The following is a 20,718-nucleotide window of genomic DNA, read 5'->3' on the forward strand; positions in this document are numbered from 1 at the left end:
AGGTTTGCCGTCTCAACCTTGGCTGAGACGCTGCAACTCGCGCCGGACCATGGCAGCATACGGTGGCGGGCTGAGGCGATAGAGCTCAGCCGCCACCCAAGTCAACCAGGCGCCTTGCAGCTTCTCACGCCCGGCCAGCAAACGTTCTGCCTCAGCTACGGCATCTGCCTGGTGCTGCCGATGAAACTCGGCCCGCGAGGCTGGTGAGTCGTGACTGTCGGTCATTCACTGGCCTTGAAGGTGGTCAGTTCACCCTTGCGCCATTTGGCGACTTTGCCAGTCACTGCTTTAAGCAACTTGCCCAGGCCTTCCTGCACTTGCTGCTGCGCGGCGAATACCAGCATCACGCCATGACCTTCACGAAATACGATGCCCTCGCCTTCCGGCACAGAAACGAAGGCGTAATCACCCACGCCATACACATTCAACTTGATGTCGCGAAAGCGCATTTCCAGCTTGCCACCTTCGCGGCTGGGCAAAACGGCAGCACGAAAGTGGTCACCGACTTTCAGTTCAAGGCGCTGCTTGTCATCGACCACCAGTGCACTCTCGGTGTCGATTTCGGCCATGTACAGGCCTTCGGGACTCTGTTCGGTGACATAGATGAAGCGGCCCTGAAACAGTTGGGCCAATTTACCGCGCAAGTCGCCCAGGGCGAACAACGCATGTGTATCAAGTGTGCTGACTGCCAATGAAGTAATCCTCAACCGGTTACAACCCGCCCTCACCCAAGCTCGGGGAGGCACGGCCATTTCTTATCGATAGGCAAAAAGAGTAATAAAGCGATATGCGAAATGTCTGTGCTCGCTGACGATGCAGCGCGCAGGAATCTTTACTCTGGTTTGCCAGAATCGCCTTCAACCGAAGGCGTTTGGCTCATTCCCGGCTTGGGAAGCGTGATGCCTGAAATCACTCGCCAGAAAACGCAACCAATGGCGTGAGCCTGCTAGAAGACAAGCCCTGGCATCCATGTGCGCATTACTGTAGGACAAATATGCCCGAAAACACCGAAACCCGTCGAGAGGCAATAAACATTTTCAGGCAGCCAGCCCTTTCTTCAGCTGCTGCTGCCAGGCAGCCTGGCACTCAAGCGCTTCTTCGCGCGTGGCGAAGGCGGTGCCGCGACGCTCGCCATTGACCAGCACTACCCAGCAAATACGCTTGCCCAGCGCCTGCAAGGTGGCCGGCACACCCGACCCTATCATCACAGCCACATCGACTCGGCTATTCATCATCCCCTCCGGAATTTAATTAGCACCCTAACGATAAAGCCATGATACGCCTGACAGCGACGCGGAAACAGCGCATCGCGGTACAGCAGTGTTTCGTAAGGCGCAACAAAAACGGTCTCGTCGAGAAACGCAAAAAGCCCCAGGGATAGCTCCGAGGGGCTTGGCACCACGCGCGGTTTTATACCTGGCGCTGGTGGCGGTCGAGCTGCTCGTGGCGCTCCTGGGCTTCGATGCAGTACTTGGTGGTCGGGCTGATCAGCAAGCGCTTCAGGCCGATGGGCTCACCACTGTCATCGCACCAGCCGAAGCTTTCGTCGGCAATACGGTCCAGGGCCATTTCAAGCTGTGGCAGCAGGCGCTGGTCGCGGTCGATGGCATTTACCAGCCAGCTACGTTCTTCTTCGACCGAAGCCACGTCGGCAGGGTCTGACGGAGTGTCCAGGCCTTCGATGGTGGTGCGGCTGAGTTCGATGCGTTCATGGGTTTCGACTTTCATCGCCTGCAGCAGCTCAGTAAAGAAGGCAAGCTGGTCGGCGTTCATGTAGTCATCGGCCGACATGGCCAGCAACTGTTCCTTGGTCATCGATTTCTCTATGAAAAAATGTGCATTTGGGCGATTCATGTGCCGTCGATGCCTATGCATCGCCAGCGGAATTCTTCAAGCGCCAACCGGCACTCTTTTACAGGGGGCGGCAGTCTAAGGCGCCACGCCGCGTGGAGCAACTGCAAATGGGTGCGAATTTGCTTCCACTGCTCACAATCCGCCGGTCGGCACCCCAGCTCAGCTGAAGGGCCAGTAGTAAACTGTGATTCTGGCAGTGCCCATCCGCCTGCTGTTGCTGTTGCTGTTGCTGTTGCCGTTGCCGTTGCCGTTGATCTTGATCTTGATCTTGATCTTGATCTTGATCTTGATCTTCGCGACTTCAGGAGGCCGAACGCAGGCCTTGCGGAGGCAGGTGACGGGCATGGATGCCCGTCAAGCGCTGAGGCCCCAGGATGGGGCCTTCGGCGCGGTCCTGCCGGGAGCAAGGCCGGAGTGAGGGGACCCCGGAGCGCAGCGCAGGGGCCGGATGATGGGAGCGCAGCGTTTTTTGGTTACTTTTTGTCGCGTTTGACAAAAAGTGACTCGCCGTAAGGGCGAAAAGGTGAGTCAGCGTCGCCATCGCAAATGGACTGTTCGCTGAGCCAAAACAGACGAGTTCGCTTCTTGCTTCTTGCTTCTTGCTTCTTGCTTCTTGCTTCTTGCTTCTTGCTTCTTGCTTCTTGCTTCTTGGATGTGGGCATTCACATCGAGTAGGTATTCATTCACGCAGGTGGCGCATAGTCACCTTTCCGCCCTTACGGCGGGTCACTTTTTGTCAAACGCGACAAAAAGTAACCAAAAAACGCTGCGCTCCCATCATCCGGCCCCTGCGCTACGCTCCGGGGTTCCCTCGCTACGGTCTTGCTCCCGGGAGTACGCGCTGCAGGCCCCATCCATGGGGCCTCAGCGCTTGACGGGCATCCATGCCCGTCACCTCCCTCCGCAAGCCCTACGCTCGGCCTCCTGAAGTCGCAATCTGCGTCGCCTGAACTATCGCGCACTTAGAAGCAAAAGCCACAGCAACGGCAACGGCAACGGCAACGGCAACGGCAACGGCAACGGCAACGGCAACGAACCGAGTCTGATCAACGGTCCTTGAACTGTGCCTCGCGCTTGGCGATGAATGCGGCCATGCCTTCTTTCTGGTCTTCGGTGGAGAAAGCCGCATGGAAGACCCGACGCTCAAAGCGAACCCCCTCGCTGAGGGTGACTTCAAATGCCCGGTTGACGCTCTCCTTGACCATCATGCTCACCGGAATCGACTTGCTGGCAATGGTCGCCGCCACCTTCAGCGCCTCTTCCACCAGCTCTGCCTGCGGCACGATCCGCGCCACCAGGCCTGCACGCTCGGCTTCCTCCGCGCCCATCAGGCGGCCGGTCAGGCAAAGCTCCATGGCCTTCGCCTTGCCCACCGCACGCGTCAGGCGCTGGGTACCGCCCATGCCCGGCAGCACGCCCAGGTTGATTTCCGGTTGACCAAATTTGGCATTGTCCGCAGCGAGGATAAAGTCGCACATCATCGCCAGCTCACAGCCGCCGCCCAAGGCAAATCCAGACACAGCAGCAATGATCGGCTTACGGCGATTGGCAATGCGGTCGGCGTCGCTGAACAGGTCGTCGACGTAGATCTGCGGGTATTGCAGCTCGGCCATTTCCTTGATGTCCGCGCCAGCGGCAAAGGCTTTGGCCGAGCCTGTCAGCACCACGCAGCCGATGTTCGGGTCGCGCTCGAGCTGGTCCAGAGCCTGGTTGATCTCGCCGACAATCTGCGCGTTCAGCGCATTGAGCGCCTGCGGGCGGTTGAGGGTGATCAGGCCAACCTTGCCGTGGATGTCCAACAGGATGGTTTCGAATGCCATGCAGTCTGCTCCTTCAAAGATTGCGCGCAATGACCATGCGCTGAATGTCGCTGGTGCCTTCGTAGATCTGGCAAACCCGAACGTCGCGGTAGATCCGCTCCAGCGGGAAGTCACTCAGATAGCCATAACCGCCCAGGGTCTGCAAGGCGTCCGAACAGACCTTTTCGGCCATTTCCGAGGCAAACAGCTTGGCCATCGACGCTTCCACCAGCGCCGGGCGCCCCGCATCACGAAGGGCAGCGGCGTGCAATACCATCTGCCGGGCAACGGAAATTTTCGTTGCCATGTCAGCCAGGCGAAACGCCACGGCCTGGTGCTCGATCAGCGGTTTGCCAAAGCTCTGGCGCTCGTTGGCGTAGTCGCGCGCCACTTCGAACGCCGCGCGGGCCATACCCACCGCTTGCGAGGCGATGCCGATACGGCCGCCTTCAAGGTTGGCCAGGGCGATCTTGTAGCCTTCACCCTCCGCGCCCAGCCGGTTGGCCACTGGCACGTGCACATTGTCGAAAACGATCTGGCAGGTGTCGGAGGCGTGCTGGCCGAGTTTGTCCTCGACCCGCGCAACCTGATAGCCCGGCGAATCGGTCGGCACGATGAAGGCGCTGATGCCACGCTTGCCGGCATCCGGGTCGGTGACTGCAAACACGATCACGACGCCGGCGTTCTGCCCCGAGGTAATGAACTGCTTGCTGCCATTGAGCACGTAGTGGTCGCCTTCCAGGCGGGCGCGGGTCTTCAGGCTGCTGGCATCGGAGCCAGCCTGCGGCTCGGTCAGGGCGAAAGCACCGAGCATCGCACCTGTCGCCAGCGGGGTGAGGAACTGTTCTTTCTGCTGCTCGTTGCCGAAGCGCAGGATCGGCACGCAACCCACCGAGTTGTGCACGCTCATGATGGTCGAGCAGGCGCCATCGCCCGCAGCGATTTCCTCCAAGGCCATGGCATAGGCCACATAACCGGTGTCGCTACCACCCCACTGCTCCGGCACCAGCATGCCGAACAGGCCCAGTTCGGCCATCTCGTCGATGGCCTCTTTCGGGAAGCGATGTTCCTTGTCCCATTGCTCGGCAAACGGTCTCAGGCGCTCCTGAGCGAAGGCACGTACCGCGTCGGCGATCTGTTGTTGCTCGTCATTTACCAGCATGGTTCACCTCAGTACAGGCATTCAACAGCCATGGCCGTGGCCTCGCCACCGCCGATGCAGATGGCCGCCACACCCCGACGCAGATTGTTCTGGCGCAAGGCCGACAACAGGGTGACCAGAATACGTGCGCCAGAAGCGCCGATCGGGTGGCCGAGGGCGCAAGCGCCGCCGTGGATATTGACCTTGTCGTGTGGCAGATCGAGGTGTTTCATGGCCGCCAGGGTGACCACGGCGAAGGCCTCGTTGATCTCGAACAGGTCGACTTCGGCCAGGTTCCAGCCGGTGCGTTTCATCAGTTTGTCGATAGCGCCGATCGGGGCGGTCGGGAACAGCGCCGGGGTGTCGGCAAAGGCGGCGTGGCCGTGGATGACGGCCAATGGCTTGAGGCCACGTTTGTCGGCCTCGGAGCGGCGCATCAGTACCAGCGCCGCAGCGCCGTCGGAAATCGAACTGGCGTTGGCCGCCGTCACGGTGCCGCCTTCACGAAACGCCGGTTTGAGCTGCGCAATCTTGTCCAGACGCGCCTTGGGCGGCTGCTCGTCATCCTTGATGACGCGCTTTTCCTTGCCCTCGGTGACTTCCACCGGCACGATCTCGGCGGCAAAACGGCCGCTGCTGATCGCTTCCTGCGCTCGGGTCAGCGAGGCGATGGCGAACTGGTCCTGGGCCTCGCGGCTGAAGGCATTGGCCTGGGCACAGTCCTCGGCAAAGGTACCCATCAGGCGGCCTTTGTCGTAGGCGTCTTCGAGGCCGTCCATGAACATGTGGTCGATGATCTTGCCGTGGCCCATGCGGTAGCCGCCACGGGCTTTGTCCAGCAGGTACGGCGCGTTGGTCATGCTTTCCATGCCACCCGCCACTACCACGTCTGCGGTGCCGGCCAGCAGCAGGTCATGGGCCATGATCGCGGCTTGCATACCCGAGCCGCACATCTTGTTCAGGGTGGTGCAGGTGGTGTGCTTGTCCAGCCCGGCGCCCAGCGCGGCCTGGCGTGCCGGCGCCTGGCCCTGGCCGGCCGGCAGCACGCAGCCGAACAGTACCTGCTCGACACCGGCGGCATCGATGCCAGCACGTTCCACGGCAGCACGAATGGCGGCGCTGCCCAGTTGCGGCGCAGTCAGGCTCTTGAGGTCGCCCTGCAACCCGCCCATGGGCGTGCGCACGGCGCTGACGATAACGATGGGGTCATTGGCGAGGGTCATGTTCGCTCTCCTTACTTGGCAGCCATGCGCAGCGCACCGTCGAGGCGGATGACCTCACCGTTGAGCATGCTGTTCTCGATGATATGGCGGGCCAGCGCGGCGTATTCCTGCGGGCGGCCCAAGCGGGGCGGGAACGGCACGCCGGCAGCCAGCGAAGCACGTACCTCATCGCTCATGCCGGCCATCATAGGGGTTTCAAAGATGCCCGGAGCGATGGTCATCACACGGATGCCGAAGCGTGCCAGTTCGCGCGCGGCCGGCAAGGTCAGGCTGGCAATGGCCCCCTTGGAGGCAGCGTAGGCGGCCTGGCCAATCTGGCCGTCATAGGCGGCAATAGAGGCCGTGTTGATGATGACCCCACGCTCGCCGCTCTCATCGGCAGCCCCTTCGGCCATGGCCGCCGCAGCCAGACGCAACAGGTTGAAGCTGCCGATCAGGTTGACGTTGATGACCTTGGCGAAGCTGGCCAGGCCATGCGGGCCCTGCTTGCCCAGCACCTTCTCGGCACCGACGATGCCGGCACAATTGACCAACCCATGCAAGCTGCCAAAGGCACTGACAGCTGCATCGACAGCCGACTGGGCTGCCTGCTCGTCACTGATATCAGCCACGGCGAAACGGGCGTTGTCGCCCAGCTCGCGGGCCTTGGCTTCGACAGCCTGGGCATTGAGGTCGACCAGCATGACCTTGGCGCCAGCCTCGACCAGCATCTGTGCAGTCGCGGCACCCAGCCCGGAAGCGGCGCCGCTGACGATGAAATGTTTATTGGCTATGTGCATGAGTACTTTCCTTTCAGACGCTGGCAGGGGTGGCCTGTTGCGCTTGTTGTTTGGCGACTTCCTGGTTGCGCAGGATGAAGCGTTGCAGCTTGCCGCTCGGGGTCTTGGGCAGCTCGCTGACGAATTCGATTTCCCTGGGGTAGGCATGCGCGTAGAGGCGCTGGCGCACGTGCTGGCGCAAGGTTTCTTCCAGCTCGACGCTGCCGGCGTAGCCGCTGGCCAATACCACGAACGCCTTGATCAGCTCGGTGCGCTCCAGGTCGGGCTTGCCGATCACCGCTGCCTCGATCACCGCCGGGTGCTCGATCAACGCGCTTTCCACATCGAACGGCCCCACCCGGTAACCGGAGGTGGTGATCACGTCGTCGCTACGGCCAACGAAGCTGATGCTGCCATCCGGGTTCAGCTCGACAGTGTCGCCGCTGAGGTAGTACTTGCCGACGAAGGCTTTGGTCGGCAGGCCGTGGTAACCGCCGAACCAGCACAGCGGCGACTGCTTACGGTCAACGGCGAGGATGCCTGGCTGGCCGGCTGGCAGTTCGTTGCCCTGCTCGTCCAGCACCACGATGCGGTGGCCGGGGATGGCATAGCCGGCAGAACCCAGGTGCACCGGATGCTGCAGGCCATGGTGGTTGCACAGCACCATGCCCAGTTCGGTCTGGCCGTAGTGATCGTGAATGGTCACGCCCAGCTCGTCGGCGAACCAGCGGATCACCTCGGGGTTAAGCGGTTCGCCGGCACTGCTGACCACCCGCAGACGCCCCTTGATCGGTGCCGAGAAATCTTTGCCCGCCGCAATCAGCAAGCGATACGCGGTGGGCGAGCCGGCCAGGTTGGTGATGCCCAGCTTGTCGATCACCCGGGCGCAGCTCTCGACACTGAACGGGCCATCGTAGAACGTGGTGGCATGCCCCATCGACAATGGGCCGGTAACGGCGTAATACAAGCCGTACGCCCAACCCGGGTCGGCCAGGTTCCAGAAGTTGTCCTCGGGCAGCAGCTCGATGGCATCACGCATGTAGCCCTGAAACGCGACGATCGCACGCAGTGGCACTTCCAGGGGTTTTGCCGGGCCAGTGGTTCCAGAAGTGAACATCAGCAGGAATGGATCGTTGCCTGAGCGCATCACCGGCTCACATACGTCCGCTGCGCGCTCCAGGCATTGCTGGAAGTCCAGCTCACCACTGCGGGCCTTGACGGTGATGATGGTCGGGCAGGCATGCACGTCGTCCAGCTTGGCGCGGTTGTGGCTATCGGTGACCACCACTCGGGCATGGGATTGCTCAAGCCGGTGCTCGATGGCCTTGGGGCCGAACGCGGTGAACAAAGGCTGGTAAACCGCCCCGAGGCGCCAGGTAGCGAGGATGGTCACCAGCAGTTCAGGGGTACGCGGCATCAAGCCGGCAACCCGGTCTCCGGCGCCTACCCCCTGCGCCTTTAACACATTGGCGAACCGGGCAGCCTGCACCTGAAGCTGATCGAAGCTATAGCGCGCGCTGTTACCATCGCGGTCCTCATGAATCAGTGCCAGCCTGCCGTCACCGGCATGCCGGTCACAGCATTCGACACAGGCATTAAGGGCTTCAAGGTTGCCGTGCAATGCCGTCACAACGGCCTGGTCATGGTCGAACGTACGAGCGGCCTCGGCGTAATCGCGCATCATCGGACTCCTGGTTTCTTGTTTTTGGAGTTGAAGCATCGGTCCGACGATGTTCGCGCCGCTCATGCGCGGCGGCAATGGCCAAAGCTGTCAATCTGGATGACTGGTTTGGCCGCCGCTAATCACCCCTCTGCGCGCTCGGCTGCACGCAGGTAGGACTGGGTGAGCCCTGCGACCAGGCGCTCGATATCGAGGACCTGCTGTTCCTGCAGCCGGCGTAGTTGCTGCTCGAAGGCCGCCGGCGCCAAGACAGGACGTTGAGCCTGCAGCTCAAGCGTGCGCCGAGTGTAATCCGCACTGAGGGCATCGAACATTTGGTCATGTTGCTGGCGCAGGTAACGGCGCCAGAACGCGCGCTGGCTCAGGCTATCGGTCAGGCCCTCGATGGTCTGCGCGCGTGTAACCCGCAGAAATGCATCCTCTACCTGGGCCTGTGTCAGCGCGACAGCATCGGGATAGCGCATGGCATATGGCTGGTTGGGCAGCCGCAACCGGCTACGAAGTTGCACCCTGTAAGCCAGCCCCAATGCCAACTGGTCAATATGTTCACTGGCAGCCAGACGCTGCCGGCCATCCTGGTAGGCAATCCCTTCCAGTTGATCCAGCCGGAACAGTTGCCTGCCCAGTTCAAGCAACTCGCCCCTGCGTTCAGGGTTGACTGCGGCGGCTTCGGCCTGCGCCTGCCTCACCAATACCTGCAATGCACTGAAATGGCTGGCAACGGCGTCCGAACATGACAGCGGCAGGCCGGCCCGCTCAAAGATCCGCCGGCACAGCACCGGGTCGCCGTCCAGCGTAGCCAGCAGTGTCCATACCCCGTCAACCAGCGCATCCCGCCCTTCACCCGCTTGGCTGTAGTCCGCAGTCATCTCCAGGCGAGCCAACAACCTGAACAACCCGCTGCTACCCGCTTGCGCCAGCAACCGCAGCCACACGGCCTCACGCTCGGCCTGAACCGTCGCATCCGTATGGCCTACCCAACGCGTACGGGCCCTGGCCAGGTCAACTGACCCCAACTGCTCAGGTGAGTGCCGGTGTTCTTCGATCACATCGAGGGCATACAACCTTCGTTGCTGCATGACCGACAAGGGGTTGTCCTCCATCAGAATGGCCTGTCGAAATGCATAAGGCATCAGCTGGATCTCGGTGGGCACCTCGCGGAGTTGGTTGTTGCGCAAGTCAGCACGTTCAAGTAGACCACAGAGCTCCAGGCGACGCGGCCAGCTGCCCAGCCGACAATGACGCAGGTTCAGGCTTGTCAGCCGAGAAAGTTGGTGGAAACTCATGTCCAGCGCTTCCAGCCGGTTATGACTGAGATCAAGATGCACAAGGTTGGACAAACCATGCAGAACGCTGATCGCCTGGGCGTCGAGGCGTATCTCGTTATGCGCCAACCGAAGCGATTGAAGAGTCGGTAAATGGGCAATGCCTGTTGGTAGACGCATCAACGCGTTGTTGTTGAGGTTAAGGTGCGTCAGGGCAGTGAAGGGGCGAAGGAAGTCAACCGGTATGTCAGTAATCCGGGTGTCGTTCACGCTCAGCAGGGTAATGCGATGGAAATCGATGTTCGGCGGCAGTGCCGGCAGTGTGCGCAAACTCAAACCGCTCATCGACAAGCGCTGCCCCTGCGTTTGCCCCTCGCCGGTCGAAACAGGCTCGCCCTGCAGTCGCCAGGCTCGCAGGATGCTGTCGGCCGTCAACCTGCGGGCGGCGCGTCGACCCTCCTGCAACTCTGCACCGACCCAGCGGTTGAGGTATAGCACCAGCTGATCATGTGCTTCCTGCAGTTCTACCAGGCGCTCGAAGACTGGCTGCGGGCCTTGTTGCACACGCGCCAGCTCCACATCGAGCGCGGCCTCGTCCAGGCCAGGATAAAGCGATCGTAGCTGATCGCGAATGATCGCTCGCTCATCCCTGGGAGCAGCGCCAGGGCGGCCACTGAGCGGGTATCCCACGCGCCCATCGTCCATGCGACGCCCTGGATTGAGCCAGGCCTGCTCCTCTGGCCAGCCGAGCATGCGCGCGATATCCCAATGGGTAGCGGGTAACCGCGCCAGAAGCTTCTCACGCAGTTGGCTCGCCGCCGCACTGCCCACCAGTTGCATCGCTGCCCGCTGCTCTGATGTCAGTGCGGCAAAAAGCGCCTCGAAGATACATCCCGGCTCGTCAGCGATAAGCACGTGTGGCACACCTGACCCGTTGTAGATCAGAAACCTGCCTTCATGCCGGACCACTATTCTTCTTGCCTCGGTTCGCCCGCCGCTACCGAGGCGCCTGATAGACCGCCCATCCAGCCCGCGGTCGCGCAAGTCGAGGTCAAGTTGCTCGAGTTCGAAGCTATCCAGCAACGCAAGGGCCAACTCGCCGGTGACATCACTGTACGCCGTGCTCAGATACAGCCCCGCCAGCCCCCGGCTCAGGCGAGCCAGACGCAAGAGCGAACGGGCGTTCTTCGCGCACGGCAATGGCAGCCGCCGCTCGACCCGCGCCATTTGGTGCTCAAGCTCATGCGCCTGGCCGGTTACTTCATTTATGTAGGCCGAAGGCAAACCCGGGAAGTCCCGTTTTACCAACATGCTCAGCGGGTCTGCTGCCATTGACTGTTCTGTCAGGTGAGCAAACAATTGCGGCCGCAACCCGGCCTCATGCACCCGCATCTGCTCCAGTCCGGCGCCCACGCCTGGCCTTGCTTCACACCAGGCCAGCAGCTCCCTGTCCGATGGCATCAACGCCTTCAGCCGAACACGCTCAAAAAACCTTTGAATGCGTGCATGCGCCTGGAAGGCGCGCAAGGTTTGGCCAAGGCTCACCGGCGCCGGGCGATTCTCCACGAGAACGCCGCGCAACAAGTCTGCATCGATACCTGCCACCCGCATTATCTGCTCGGCCTGATGCGCGTCGACAGGGGAAAGCTGTGGCCATAATGCATCCAGCATGCGAGCAGGCGCCTGCCAGCTTAAGGGTTGTTCACGCATCAGCTGCCAGCCACGCTCACCGTTGTGCAACACGACCGGCCCGTAGCCACCCTCACTCGCTGCATGGCGCAGGCGATAGGGGCCATCGGCGACGGGCTGATGCACTTCGAGGTAACGTCCATCGATACGGACCCAGCGGCGGCCCGCCTCGCCACTGCGTTCCTCCTCGAGCAGACCGATAGGGCCCGGCAATGATCGATAATTCCTGGCGTTGAACTGCCACAGCCGACCGCGCCCATTCCCAAGGCTTACCGGCTCCAGGCCCGCGACAAACGCACTGCGCACAAAACTGACACCCGCCACCGTCGCCGCGGTAGCCGCCAAGGTTTCGGCGACCCCCAGCAGATGCTGCAGCGCCTCGTGTTGGTGCCCCTTCGACCAATCCCTCATCCCTTCGAACACTTCAGCGCACGTCTGGGCAACCACCTGCCCCAGCAGCACGCCCCCCACAGCCGGGATGAAAAGGCCGGCGAGGTTTACCAGGTCCAGACCTGCCGCCTTCCACTCAGCGTGTCTGGCGCTAATCGCCCGGCTATCAGCGTCAGCGGTCGGTACCAGCAGCAACCGGGCATCTTCCTTGACCCGTTGCACTTGCCGAGTCGCCAGTTGCGTGAAAACCCCTCCTTCAGGTGTTTCACCCTCAAGCTCCAGGTCCGGCAGCTTGTCTTTCAGGCGCTTGCCGAGGGTACTGACAAAAGCTGCATGGTGCTCAAGGCTGATGAGCTGTGTGAAGTACTGCCAGTAACCGTGATCTTGCAACAACATCGCCACGGTACTGTTCATGGCGGCGGCATTGTCGAAAAACCGCAATGCCTGCCGGGGATCACCAGGCAGGTAAAGGACGATGCCCCGTTCATTTCCCGCCTTGTCATGCAGGTGGATCAGCAAGCCATCGACCACAGGTCTCCCTATTGCCCTCAACAGCATGGGCTTGCCTTCGAGGCCTTGTTGTCGCCGTTCCTGAGTGGGGTCCACCACCTCACGCAAGGCAAGCTGCACATCGACGCTTATGTTTCCCTGCAAAGCCGCAAGCTCGGTCGCCAGCTTCAACCCCGAACGTTTGTCTTCAGCCAGCACCGCCTGGGTAGCTGGCGGGAAGATCCTTTGCAACGCGTCCTGATAACGCTGACCAACGTCCAGATTGCGACAGGCCGTAATCATTGCTTCCAGCGATGCATTCAATGGTTTATCGCTGCCTGGCAAAACCAGCCCCGTGCCCTCGTAGTAGCGGGTATTCGCAGCAAAGTTGCGCATCAGCCGCAGTAACCCGTTCTCACGCGTCTGGCTGTACCCGTATGTCTGTTGCAAGGTACCTGGCAGTGTGCCGAAGCGTGGCGCCACCCGCAGCCACTCGAGCTGGGCAAATACCTGCCCGTCCGGCAACGGTGCATCCAGCAACGCCGCCAGGTGCTTCTCGGCAAACTGCTGGAGCGGCAGTAACTCAAGCGTCAGGCCACTCAAGCGTGCCTGGCTGGCGTGGTGCACGTTCAGGCTGGTGCGCAGGGTGTTGATCTGGCCCCTTGACGCGCGTTTGAGCCACTCAGGTAATCGGGCACCGATGAATGGGTCATGGTCAGTCGCATTGATAATCATGGTGGGCTCCACAGCTATTTGACGAAGCCAACCATGTTGTTCAAATGCCGGCCCAGGATGCAGAGGGAACGGGTTCGATCGGCGCCTGCTCGGTAAGCCTTCTGGGCCCGCGCGGTAATGCACTACGGCGGGAAGCGTTCGCCCTTCAGTGCCCTGCCCCTCGCGCCTGGATCAATGCCCGATAATGCCCCGGGTTGCAGCCGAACCACTTGCGAAATGCCTTATAGAACGAGCTGCTGTCGGCGAACCCCAAACGCTCGGCAAGCTCGCCCATGGCCACGTCTTCCTGGCTGAGCCAGGCGATCGCCAGCTCCCGTCGTACGCTGTCCTTCAAGCCCTGGTAGTTCTGCCCCTCTTCTGCCAGACGCCGCCGCAGGGTCGATGGCGACAGGCACAGCTGCCGGGCCAGGCGGTCAGCATCGGGCCATTGCTCAGGGGCCAGGCGCAACAGGTCGGTGCGGATACGCCGCCCGAGGCTGGCCGGGTCACGGTACTTGACCAGGATATTGCCCGGCGCTTCGGCCAGAAAACGCTGCAGCTCCTCCTCGCTGCGCCGCAGGGGCAAGTCGAGGTATTGCGAAGCAATGATCATGCGTGTGCGTGGACGCTCAAAATGCAGGTTCTCCGAAAACATGACCCGGTAGTCGTCGCAAAAGGGTGGTTCGGCACAACGCAGATCAATGCTCAGAATCGGGATGCGCCGCCCGGCCAGCCAGCAGGCCACCCCATGCACGATCATCCAGAAGGTGAAATAGGTGAACGCGCGGCGCGGTTCGTCACGCGGCTCATTGATGACAATTTCGGCCAGGCCTTGCTGGCGCACCAGGCTGGGCTGCATGTCTTGAAGCATCAGCGACAGAAATGCCAGCGAGGTTTCCAGGCCTGCGCCCAGGGTCGGCTGGCCCATGCTGGCACGGCACATGAACGCCAGGCTGCCACTGCACAGACCGCGCGGGTCCATCGCGAAAAACTCGTCGTTGCAGCGCCGGGCCAGCAAGCGCCACAGGCGGGCATAGGACTCGGCACTGACCCTTGCCTCTGGCAGGTGCAGTTGTTCAACGGCGATGCCCGCCCTGGCCAGCAAGCCACTGTCAGGCTCACCGGCAGGGCAGGTCTGCAACAGCGCTTCGCGCACCAGCTGCATGGAAATGGTGTCTTTGTCGCTCATCGACGGTCCTGTCGGCTGATTGCCGGCCATATTAGGGTCTGTATGAAAAGCCTTGAGACGAAGGTCAGGCAAGGCGAGAACAGCCGAGGAAGCGGAGTTTACGGGTTGTGAATGAGCATTCCGAGGCTGTTTTCAACGCAGCATCACCGAGTATCAAGGCTTTTCATACAGAGCCTAGGGTGCCCCGCAGCAAACAGCCATCATAGCCCCGCTGCCAGGCTCAGGAATGCCTGAATCAGGCGCAGTTCGCGACGACGCTCCAGGCAGCCGATCACGTGTTGGTTGACAAGGCCCTCGCCGGCCAACGGTCGTGCCACCACACGGGGATCATTGGCCACTTCAGTGGAAGAAACAACGCCAATCCCCAGCTGCGAGGCCACTGCCTCGGTTACCGCCTCCCGGCTGTCCAGCTCCAGCAATACACGCGGTTGCACGCCCGCCTTGATGCAGGCCTTGTCGAAGGTGCGCCGGGTGGTGGAGCTGGGTTCGCGCAGCACCATGATCTGCTGGTGCAGCGCGGCCAACGGCAAGTCCTCCCGCGCGCTGGCCCAGGCGTGCCCCACCGGTAACAGCGCACACAGGCGCGACTCACAGAGATTTTGCAGATGCAGCCCCTTGCGCGGCTCTATTTCGGTCAGCACCGCCACGTCGGCATGCTCGCCGAGCAGCGCAGCCAAGGTCTCCTGAGCATTGCCCAGGCGCAAGTTGACGGTGACGCCTGGGTACCGTTCACGCAGCAGCGCCAGCATCGGCATGACCCGGTGCGGGCCGTCGGCAGCTACCTCCAGGCGCCCGGTCAGCAACTGGCGGTTGGCCTCGAGCATGGCCTGCGCTTCTTCGGCCAGGCCGAACATGGCGCGGGTGATGGCCGCCAGGCGCGTGCCCTCTTCGGTCAGTTCCACGCGCCGTGCAGTACGCCGCAACAAGGTGATCTGGTAGTGCTCCTCCAGGGCCTTGACGTGCCCGGTCACCGCCGGCTGGCTGATGAACAGGCGCTCGGCAGCACGGGTAAAGCTGCCCTCACGGGCCACGGCGTCGAAGGCGCGTAGCTGGAACAGGTTCATACTCATCGGCCTGACTTATAGCTGGGATAACAACAAACAATTTGATTGATGGCAGCGCGAATTGCAACCTAGGCCCCGTAGTTTCAGCCCACCGCTTGTGAGGAATAACGGAATGAGCAATGCCCCGATTCTGCTGACCCCAGGTCCCCTGACCACATCAATCCGCACCCGCCAAGCCATGCTGGTGGACTGGGGCTCCTGGGACCGTGACTTCAACCAATTGACTGCCAGCGTCTGCGAACAACTGCTGGCCATCATCGACGGCGCCAGCAGCCACCACTGCGTGCCCCTGCAAGGCAGCGGTACCTTCGCCGTGGAAGCGGCCATCGGCACTTTGGTGCCACGCGATGGCAAGGTTCTGGTACTGATCAACGGCGCGTACGGCCAGCGCCTGGCGAAGATCTGCAAAGTGCTGGGTCGCACCTACAGCACCTTCGAAACGGCCGAAGACCAGCCGACCACCGCCGCCGACGTCGACCGGCTGCTGGCCGAAGACCCGGCCATCACCCATGTGGCGCTGATCCACTGCGAAACCAGCACCGGCATCCTCAACCCGCTGCCCGAGATCGCCCAGGTGATCAAACGCCATGGCAAGCGCCTGATCATCGATGCCATGAGCTCGTTCGGTGCACTGCCGATCGATGCCCGCGAAATCCCCTTCGAAGCACTGATCGCGGCCTCCGGAAAGTGCCTGGAAGGCGTACCCGGCATGGGCTTCGTCTTCGCCGAAAAAAACGCCCTGGCGGCCGCCGAAGGCAATGCCCACTCGCTGGCCATGGACCTGCACGACCAGCACGCATACATGGCCAAGACCGGGCAATGGCGCTTCACCCCGCCTACCCACGTGGTCGCTGCACTGCACGAAGCACTGCAGCAATACAACGAGGAAGGTGGCCTTCCGGCCCGCCACCAGCGCTACGCAGACAACTGCAAGACGCTGCTCGATGGCATGGCAGCCATCGGCCTGCGCAGTTTCCTGCCTGCCGAGATCCAGGCGCCGATCATCGTCACCTTCCACGCCCCCACCGATGCCCGCTACCAGTTCAAGGACTTCTACGAGCGGGTCAAGGCCAAGGGTTTCATTCTCTACCCGGGCAAGTTGACCCAGGTCGAAACCTTCCGCGTCGGCTGTATCGGTGTGGTCGGGGCGGACGGCATGCAGGCCGCCGTGAATGCTGTGGCCGACGTGCTGCGGGAAATGGAAGTGCTGGACATCTGACGCTTTGCCCACCCGAACTCAGGAATTTGCGCACATGAACTACAACAACCCCACCCAATTGCAAGCCGCCATCCTCGACTGGGCTGGTACCGTGGTCGATTTCGGCTCATTCGCTCCCACCCAGATCTTTGTCGAGGCCTTTGCCGAGTTCGACGTGCAGGTGTCGATCGAGGAAGCCCGAGGCCCGATGGGCATGGGCAAATGGGACCATATCCGCACCCTGTGCGACGTACCGGAAATTGCCGAGCGCTACCGCAAGGTGTTCGGCCGTACCCCGACCGATGATGACGTCACCGCCATCTACAACCGCTTCATGCCGCTGCAGATCGAGAAGATCGCCGTGCACTCGGCACTGATCCCCGGTGCGCTGGACACCCTCACCGGTCTACGCCAAGACGGCCTGAAGATCGGCTCGTGCTCGGGCTACCCGAAAGTGGTGATGGACAAGGTGGTGGAACTGGCTGCGCAGAACGGCTACGTAGCCGACCATGTAGTGGCCACCGATGAAACCCCGAACGGCCGCCCATGGCCGGCCCAGGCCTTGGCCAACGTGATTGCGCTGGGGATTGACGATGTAGCGGCCTGCGTGAAGGTGGACGACACCGTGCCTGGCATTCTTGAAGGCCGCCGTGCCGGCATGTGGACCGTGGCGCTGGTCTGCTCGGGTAATGCCTTGGGCCTGACCTGGGAAGGCTTCCGGGCGTTGAGTGCCGAGAAACTGGAAAGCGAGCGCCAGCGCATCCATGCACTGTTTGCCGGCTCCCGCCCGCACTACCTGATCGACACCATCAACGACCTGCCCGAAGTGATTGCCGACATCAACCGGCGCCTGGCCAAGGGCGAGATGCCGCAAGCCTTCTGACCCCTGCGGTTTCGCTGTATGTGTGTCCGCCACCAATCTGTGTAGGAGCGGGTTTACCCGCGAATACGGTGGCGGCAGCAACGATGAACGGCGGGTGGTAATTGGCCAGCAGGGCCGGCCCCTTCGCGGGTAAACCCGCTCCTACACGACGGTGCCTGCGCCCAACCATCGATGCGTGTCCACCCTCGATCCGGCGTAGGAGCGGGTTTACCCGCGAATACGGTAGCGGCGTCAACGGTGAACGCCTGGTGGAAATTCGCCAGCAGGGCCGGCCTCTTCGCGGGTAAACCCGCTCCTACACGACGGTGCCTGTGCCCAGCCACCGATGCGTGTCCACCCCCGATCCGGCGTAGGAGCGGGTTTACCCGCGAATACGGTAGCGGCGGCAACGGTGAATGGCGGGTGGTAATTGGCCAGCAGGGCCGGCCCCTTCGCGGGTAAACCCGCTCCTACACGACGGTGCCTGCGCCCAACCATCGATGCGTGTCCACCCTCGATCCGGCGTAGGAGCGGGTTTACCCGCGAATACGGTAGCGGCGTCAACGGTGAACGCCTGGTGGAAATTGGCCAACAGGGCCGGCCTCTTCGCGGGTAAACCCGCTCCTACACGACGGTGCCTGTGCCCAGCCACCGATGCGTGTCCACCCCCGATCCGGCGTAGGAGCGGGTTTACCCGCGAATACGGTAGCGGCGGCAACGGTGAACGCCTGGTGGAAATTGGCCAGCAGGGCCGGCCTCTTCGCGGGTAAACCCGCTCCTACGGCCGACAAACCTGAGCTAGAACGCTATTGTGGCAATTGCACCCGCGGTTTGGTCGCGGCAAAGATCGCCCAGCTGGAAACGAACAGCGCCGCGATCAATGGGCCGATCACGAAGCCGTTGAGGCCGAACACCGCCAGCCCGCCAAGGGTCGACACCAGGATCAGGTAGTCCGGCATGCGCGTATCCTTGCCCACCAGGATTGGCCGCAACACATTATCCACCAGGCCGATCACCAGCACCCCGAACGCGGTAAGCACCACCCCTTGCAGGATCGCCCCGGTCAGCAGGAAATACGCCGCCACCGGCGCCCAGATGATGCCCGCGCCCACCGCCGGCAGCAGCGACAGAAACGCCATCAGCACCGCCCACACCAACGCACTCGGGATATCCAGCACCCAGAAAATAAAGCCTCCCAACGCACCTTGGGTAATAGCCACCAGCACGTTGCCCTTCACCGTCGCCCTCACCACACGATTGAACTTCAACTGCAAACGACGCTTCTGGTGCTCGGGCAGCGGGACGGCCATCCGCACCCGGCGCGCAACTTCCGGGCCATCACGCAGGAAAAAGAACAGCAGGTACATCATGATGCCGAAACTGATCAGAAACTCGAATGTGCCCTGGCCAAAGCTGAACGCCTGGCTGGCCAATACCTGGCTACCCTGGGTTGCCCACTTGGTGATCTTGTCACGCAACCCGTCAAGGTTACCCATGCCCATGTTGTCCAGCCCACGCTGGGCGAATGCCGGGAGCATGTCCTTGCCGCGCTCGACGTAACCGGCAATGTCCAGCTGCCCGCTTTCGATGCGCTGGTACAGCGTGGCGCCCTCTTGCACCAGCAGGGCGCTGATGATGATCACCGGCAGGATCGCCACAAGCAGGCACACCAGCGTGGACGTGGCCGCGGCAAGGTTACGCCGCCGCCCGCAGCGGATCAGCAAGTGACGCTGCAGCGGGGCGAACAGGATGCCGAGGATCACCGCCCAGAAGATTGCGCCGTAATACGGCAGAAGAATCCAGAAGAAGGCAATGGTCACCAACGCCAAGAGTACTGCCAGGGCCTTGTTCTGTAGCGCGGTTTCGTTCATCGCAGTTCCTCAAATGGCTTATGAGTGATTAGTGCACCGCGCCTGGACAAAAGTGCCGTGCTCACTTGACGCAAATCAATACGCACCTTGTCCATCGACCCTAGCATCCCCGCCTTTTGCCCCGGTGCGCACATGAACCCTACTGCCAAGCCCGAACTGCTGGCCCCCGCCGGCACCCTCAAGACCATGCGCTACGCGTTTGCCTACGGCGCCGATGCGGTCTACGCCGGCCAGCCGCGTTACAGCTTGCGGGTGCGCAACAACGAGTTCGATCACGCCAACCTGGCACTGGGGATCGAGGAGGCGCACGCCTTGGGCAAGCGCTTCTACGTGGTGGTCAACATCGCCCCGCACAATGCCAAGCTCAAGACCTTCCTCAAGGACCTGGCACCCGTGATCGAGATGGCGCCGGACGCGCTGATCATGTCCGACCCCGGCCTGATCATGCTGGTGCGCCAGCACTTCCCACAGATGCCGGTGCACCTGTCGGTGCAGGCCAACACCGTCAACTGGGCCAGCGTGCAGTTCTGGCAGCAACTTGGCCTGAGCCGGGTGATCCTGTCGCGGGAGCTGTCGCTGGACGAAATCGAGGAAATCCGCCAGCAGGTGCCGGGCATGGAACTGGAAGTGTTCGTGCACGGCGCCCTGTGCATGGCCTATTCCGGCCGTTGCCTGCTGTCGGGCTACCTCAACAAGCGTGACGCCAACCAGGGCACCTGCACCAATGCCTGCCGCTGGAAGTACGACGCCACGCCGGCCACCGAGAACGCCACCGGTGACATCGTGCGCCAAGTGCAGCCCACCCTGGGCCTGGGTGCACCCACCGACCAAGTGTTCCTGCTGCAGGAAAGCAACCGCCCCGGCACTGAAATGCCGGCGTTCGAGGACGAACACGGCACCTACATCATGAACGCCAAGGACCTGCGCGCCATCCAGCACGTCGAGCGCCTGGCCTTGATGGGCGTGCATTCGCTGAAGATCGAGGGCCGCACCAAATCGCACTTCTACTGTGCCCGCGCGGTACAGTCGTATCGCCAGGCGATCGACGACGCGGTGGCCGGGCGACCATTCGACCGCGCCCTGATGGGCAACCTCGAATCCCTGGCGCAACGCGGTTACACCGAAGGTTTCCTGCGCCGCCACGTGCACGACGAGTACCAGAACTACCAGCGCGGCAACTCGGTGTCCGAGCGCCAGCAATTCGTAGGCGAACTGACTGGCGTGCGCGTCGACGGCCTGGCCGAGGTCAAGGTGAAGAACCGCTTCGCCGTGGGCGACCATCTGGAACTGATGACCCCGCGCGGTAACTACCACTTCGACCTGCACCGCCTGTGCAACCGCCAGCAGCACGCCATCGAGGTCGCACCGGGCGATGGCCATGTGGTGTATCTGCCGATCCCGGAACAGGTTGCCCTCGACTACGGCCTGCTGATGCGCGATCTGCGCATCGACGAAGCAGCAAGCTGACAACACTGTAATGTGCACCTCAGCTACCTGACAGCCGGCGGCAGCGAACATCGTGGCTCTTCCG

17 protein-coding genes are annotated in these 20,718 nt (G+C 62.1%); 3 read left to right on the plus strand and 14 right to left on the minus strand.

From position 1 onward, the window contains the following. Positions 1–12: 12 nt before the first annotated feature. The 13 genes from PRJ_RS18370 to PRJ_RS18430 all read right to left on the minus strand — a co-directional run bounded on the left by PRJ_RS18370 (position 13) and on the right by PRJ_RS18430 (position 15,256). Positions 13–225 (minus strand): hypothetical protein, encoded by a 213-nt coding sequence (locus tag PRJ_RS18370; protein WP_010953202.1) that lies wholly within the window; start codon positions 223–225, stop codon positions 13–15. Then, positions 222–692 (minus strand): hypothetical protein, encoded by a 471-nt coding sequence (locus PRJ_RS18375; RefSeq protein WP_014591718.1) that lies wholly within the window; start codon positions 690–692, stop codon positions 222–224. The genes PRJ_RS18370 and PRJ_RS18375 overlap by 4 nt, the downstream gene beginning before the upstream one ends. 345 nt (positions 693–1,037) lie before the next feature. Further along, positions 1,038–1,232: a hypothetical protein gene (locus PRJ_RS18380; protein ID WP_012271507.1), complete on the minus strand. Its 195-nt coding sequence runs from the start codon at positions 1,230–1,232 to the stop codon at positions 1,038–1,040. Between the two features lie 178 nt (positions 1,233–1,410). Beyond that, positions 1,411–1,815, minus strand: coding sequence for a TraR/DksA family transcriptional regulator (locus PRJ_RS18385; RefSeq protein ID WP_003250099.1), 405 nt, complete (start codon positions 1,813–1,815; stop codon positions 1,411–1,413). Positions 1,816–2,013: 198 nt separating this feature from the next. Beyond that, positions 2,014–2,199 carry a hypothetical protein gene (locus PRJ_RS29865; protein ID WP_158682568.1) on the minus strand — a complete coding sequence of 62 codons (186 nt, stop codon included), beginning with the start codon at positions 2,197–2,199 and terminating at the stop codon, positions 2,014–2,016. Positions 2,200–2,900: 701 nt separating this feature from the next. Continuing rightward, positions 2,901–3,674 carry an enoyl-CoA hydratase gene (locus PRJ_RS18395; protein WP_003250095.1) on the minus strand — a complete coding sequence of 258 codons (774 nt, stop codon included), beginning with the start codon at positions 3,672–3,674 and terminating at the stop codon, positions 2,901–2,903. Between the two features lie 13 nt (positions 3,675–3,687). After that, complete coding sequence (locus PRJ_RS18400; protein WP_104962168.1) at positions 3,688–4,815, minus strand: acyl-CoA dehydrogenase; 1,128 nt, start codon at positions 4,813–4,815, stop codon at positions 3,688–3,690. Between the two features lie 8 nt (positions 4,816–4,823). Beyond that, positions 4,824–6,017: an acetyl-CoA C-acyltransferase gene (locus tag PRJ_RS18405; protein ID WP_010953196.1), complete on the minus strand. Its 1,194-nt coding sequence runs from the start codon at positions 6,015–6,017 to the stop codon at positions 4,824–4,826. Positions 6,018–6,028: 11 nt separating this feature from the next. Further along, the gene (locus PRJ_RS18410; RefSeq protein WP_003250091.1) at positions 6,029–6,796 is read right to left on the minus strand and encodes an SDR family NAD(P)-dependent oxidoreductase; all 768 of its coding nucleotides are present in this window, start codon (positions 6,794–6,796) and stop codon (positions 6,029–6,031) included. 13 nt (positions 6,797–6,809) lie between these two features. After that, complete coding sequence (locus PRJ_RS18415; RefSeq protein WP_104962169.1) at positions 6,810–8,456, minus strand: acyl-CoA synthetase; 1,647 nt, start codon at positions 8,454–8,456, stop codon at positions 6,810–6,812. 122 nt (positions 8,457–8,578) lie between these two features. Beyond that, positions 8,579–13,024, minus strand: coding sequence for an NEL-type E3 ubiquitin ligase domain-containing protein (locus PRJ_RS18420; RefSeq protein ID WP_104962170.1), 4,446 nt, complete (start codon positions 13,022–13,024; stop codon positions 8,579–8,581). Positions 13,025–13,169: 145 nt separating this feature from the next. Beyond that, positions 13,170–14,192 (minus strand): AraC family transcriptional regulator, encoded by a 1,023-nt coding sequence (locus PRJ_RS18425; protein WP_104962171.1) that lies wholly within the window; start codon positions 14,190–14,192, stop codon positions 13,170–13,172. Positions 14,193–14,392: 200 nt separating this feature from the next. After that, positions 14,393–15,256, minus strand: a complete 864-nt coding sequence (locus PRJ_RS18430) for a LysR substrate-binding domain-containing protein (protein WP_010953192.1) — start codon at positions 15,254–15,256, stop codon at positions 14,393–14,395. Between the two features lie 112 nt (positions 15,257–15,368). Here PRJ_RS18430 and PRJ_RS18435 point away from each other — a divergent pair, with 112 nt between their 5' ends. Beyond that, positions 15,369–16,475 (plus strand): 2-aminoethylphosphonate--pyruvate transaminase, encoded by a 1,107-nt coding sequence (locus PRJ_RS18435; RefSeq protein WP_014591727.1) that lies wholly within the window; start codon positions 15,369–15,371, stop codon positions 16,473–16,475. Between the two features lie 34 nt (positions 16,476–16,509). Beyond that, positions 16,510–17,337, plus strand: a complete 828-nt coding sequence (gene phnX, locus PRJ_RS18440; RefSeq protein ID WP_003250077.1) for a phosphonoacetaldehyde hydrolase — start codon at positions 16,510–16,512, stop codon at positions 17,335–17,337. Between the two features lie 785 nt (positions 17,338–18,122). On the opposite strand, the gene PRJ_RS18460 is transcribed toward phnX, so the two are convergent. Next, positions 18,123–19,187: an AI-2E family transporter gene (locus PRJ_RS18460; protein WP_010953190.1), complete on the minus strand. Its 1,065-nt coding sequence runs from the start codon at positions 19,185–19,187 to the stop codon at positions 18,123–18,125. A 132-nt stretch (positions 19,188–19,319) separates the two neighbouring features. Between PRJ_RS18460 and yegQ the strand changes: the two genes are divergently transcribed. Then, entirely contained in the window at positions 19,320–20,654 is a 1,335-nt protein-coding gene (gene yegQ / locus PRJ_RS18465; protein ID WP_049587511.1) for a tRNA 5-hydroxyuridine modification protein YegQ, read from the plus strand. Positions 20,655–20,718: the final 64 nt, after the last annotated feature.

It is taken from the genome of Pseudomonas sp. XWY-1, assembly GCF_002953115.1.
GTDB lineage: Bacteria > Pseudomonadota > Gammaproteobacteria > Pseudomonadales > Pseudomonadaceae > Aquipseudomonas > Aquipseudomonas alloputida.

What these genes read in the sequence shown, in the direction of transcription:
- PRJ_RS18370 (WP_010953202.1), bottom strand. Translation starts at nt 225, where the DNA reads ATGACCGACAGTCACGACTCACCAGCCTCGCGGGCCGAGTTTCATCGG.
- PRJ_RS18380 (WP_012271507.1), bottom strand. Translation starts at nt 1,232, where the DNA reads ATGAATAGCCGAGTCGATGTGGCTGTGATGATAGGGTCGGGTGTGCCG.
- PRJ_RS18385 (WP_003250099.1), bottom strand. Translation starts at nt 1,815, where the DNA reads ATGACCAAGGAACAGTTGCTGGCCATGTCGGCCGATGACTACATGAAC.
- PRJ_RS29865 (WP_158682568.1), bottom strand. Translation starts at nt 2,199, where the DNA reads ATGCCCGTCACCTGCCTCCGCAAGGCCTGCGTTCGGCCTCCTGAAGTC.
- PRJ_RS18395 (WP_003250095.1), bottom strand. Translation starts at nt 3,674, where the DNA reads ATGGCATTCGAAACCATCCTGTTGGACATCCACGGCAAGGTTGGCCTG.
- PRJ_RS18400 (WP_104962168.1), bottom strand. Translation starts at nt 4,815, where the DNA reads ATGCTGGTAAATGACGAGCAACAACAGATCGCCGACGCGGTACGTGCC.
- PRJ_RS18405 (WP_010953196.1), bottom strand. Translation starts at nt 6,017, where the DNA reads ATGACCCTCGCCAATGACCCCATCGTTATCGTCAGCGCCGTGCGCACG.
- PRJ_RS18410 (WP_003250091.1), bottom strand. Translation starts at nt 6,796, where the DNA reads ATGCACATAGCCAATAAACATTTCATCGTCAGCGGCGCCGCTTCCGGG.
- PRJ_RS18415 (WP_104962169.1), bottom strand. Translation starts at nt 8,456, where the DNA reads ATGCGCGATTACGCCGAGGCCGCTCGTACGTTCGACCATGACCAGGCC.
- PRJ_RS18420 (WP_104962170.1), bottom strand. Translation starts at nt 13,024, where the DNA reads ATGATTATCAATGCGACTGACCATGACCCATTCATCGGTGCCCGATTA.
- PRJ_RS18425 (WP_104962171.1), bottom strand. Translation starts at nt 14,192, where the DNA reads ATGAGCGACAAAGACACCATTTCCATGCAGCTGGTGCGCGAAGCGCTG.
- PRJ_RS18430 (WP_010953192.1), bottom strand. Translation starts at nt 15,256, where the DNA reads ATGAACCTGTTCCAGCTACGCGCCTTCGACGCCGTGGCCCGTGAGGGC.
- PRJ_RS18435 (WP_014591727.1), top strand. Translation starts at nt 15,369, where the DNA reads ATGAGCAATGCCCCGATTCTGCTGACCCCAGGTCCCCTGACCACATCA.
- phnX (WP_003250077.1), top strand. Translation starts at nt 16,510, where the DNA reads ATGAACTACAACAACCCCACCCAATTGCAAGCCGCCATCCTCGACTGG.
- PRJ_RS18460 (WP_010953190.1), bottom strand. Translation starts at nt 19,187, where the DNA reads ATGAACGAAACCGCGCTACAGAACAAGGCCCTGGCAGTACTCTTGGCG.
- yegQ (WP_049587511.1), top strand. Translation starts at nt 19,320, where the DNA reads ATGAACCCTACTGCCAAGCCCGAACTGCTGGCCCCCGCCGGCACCCTC.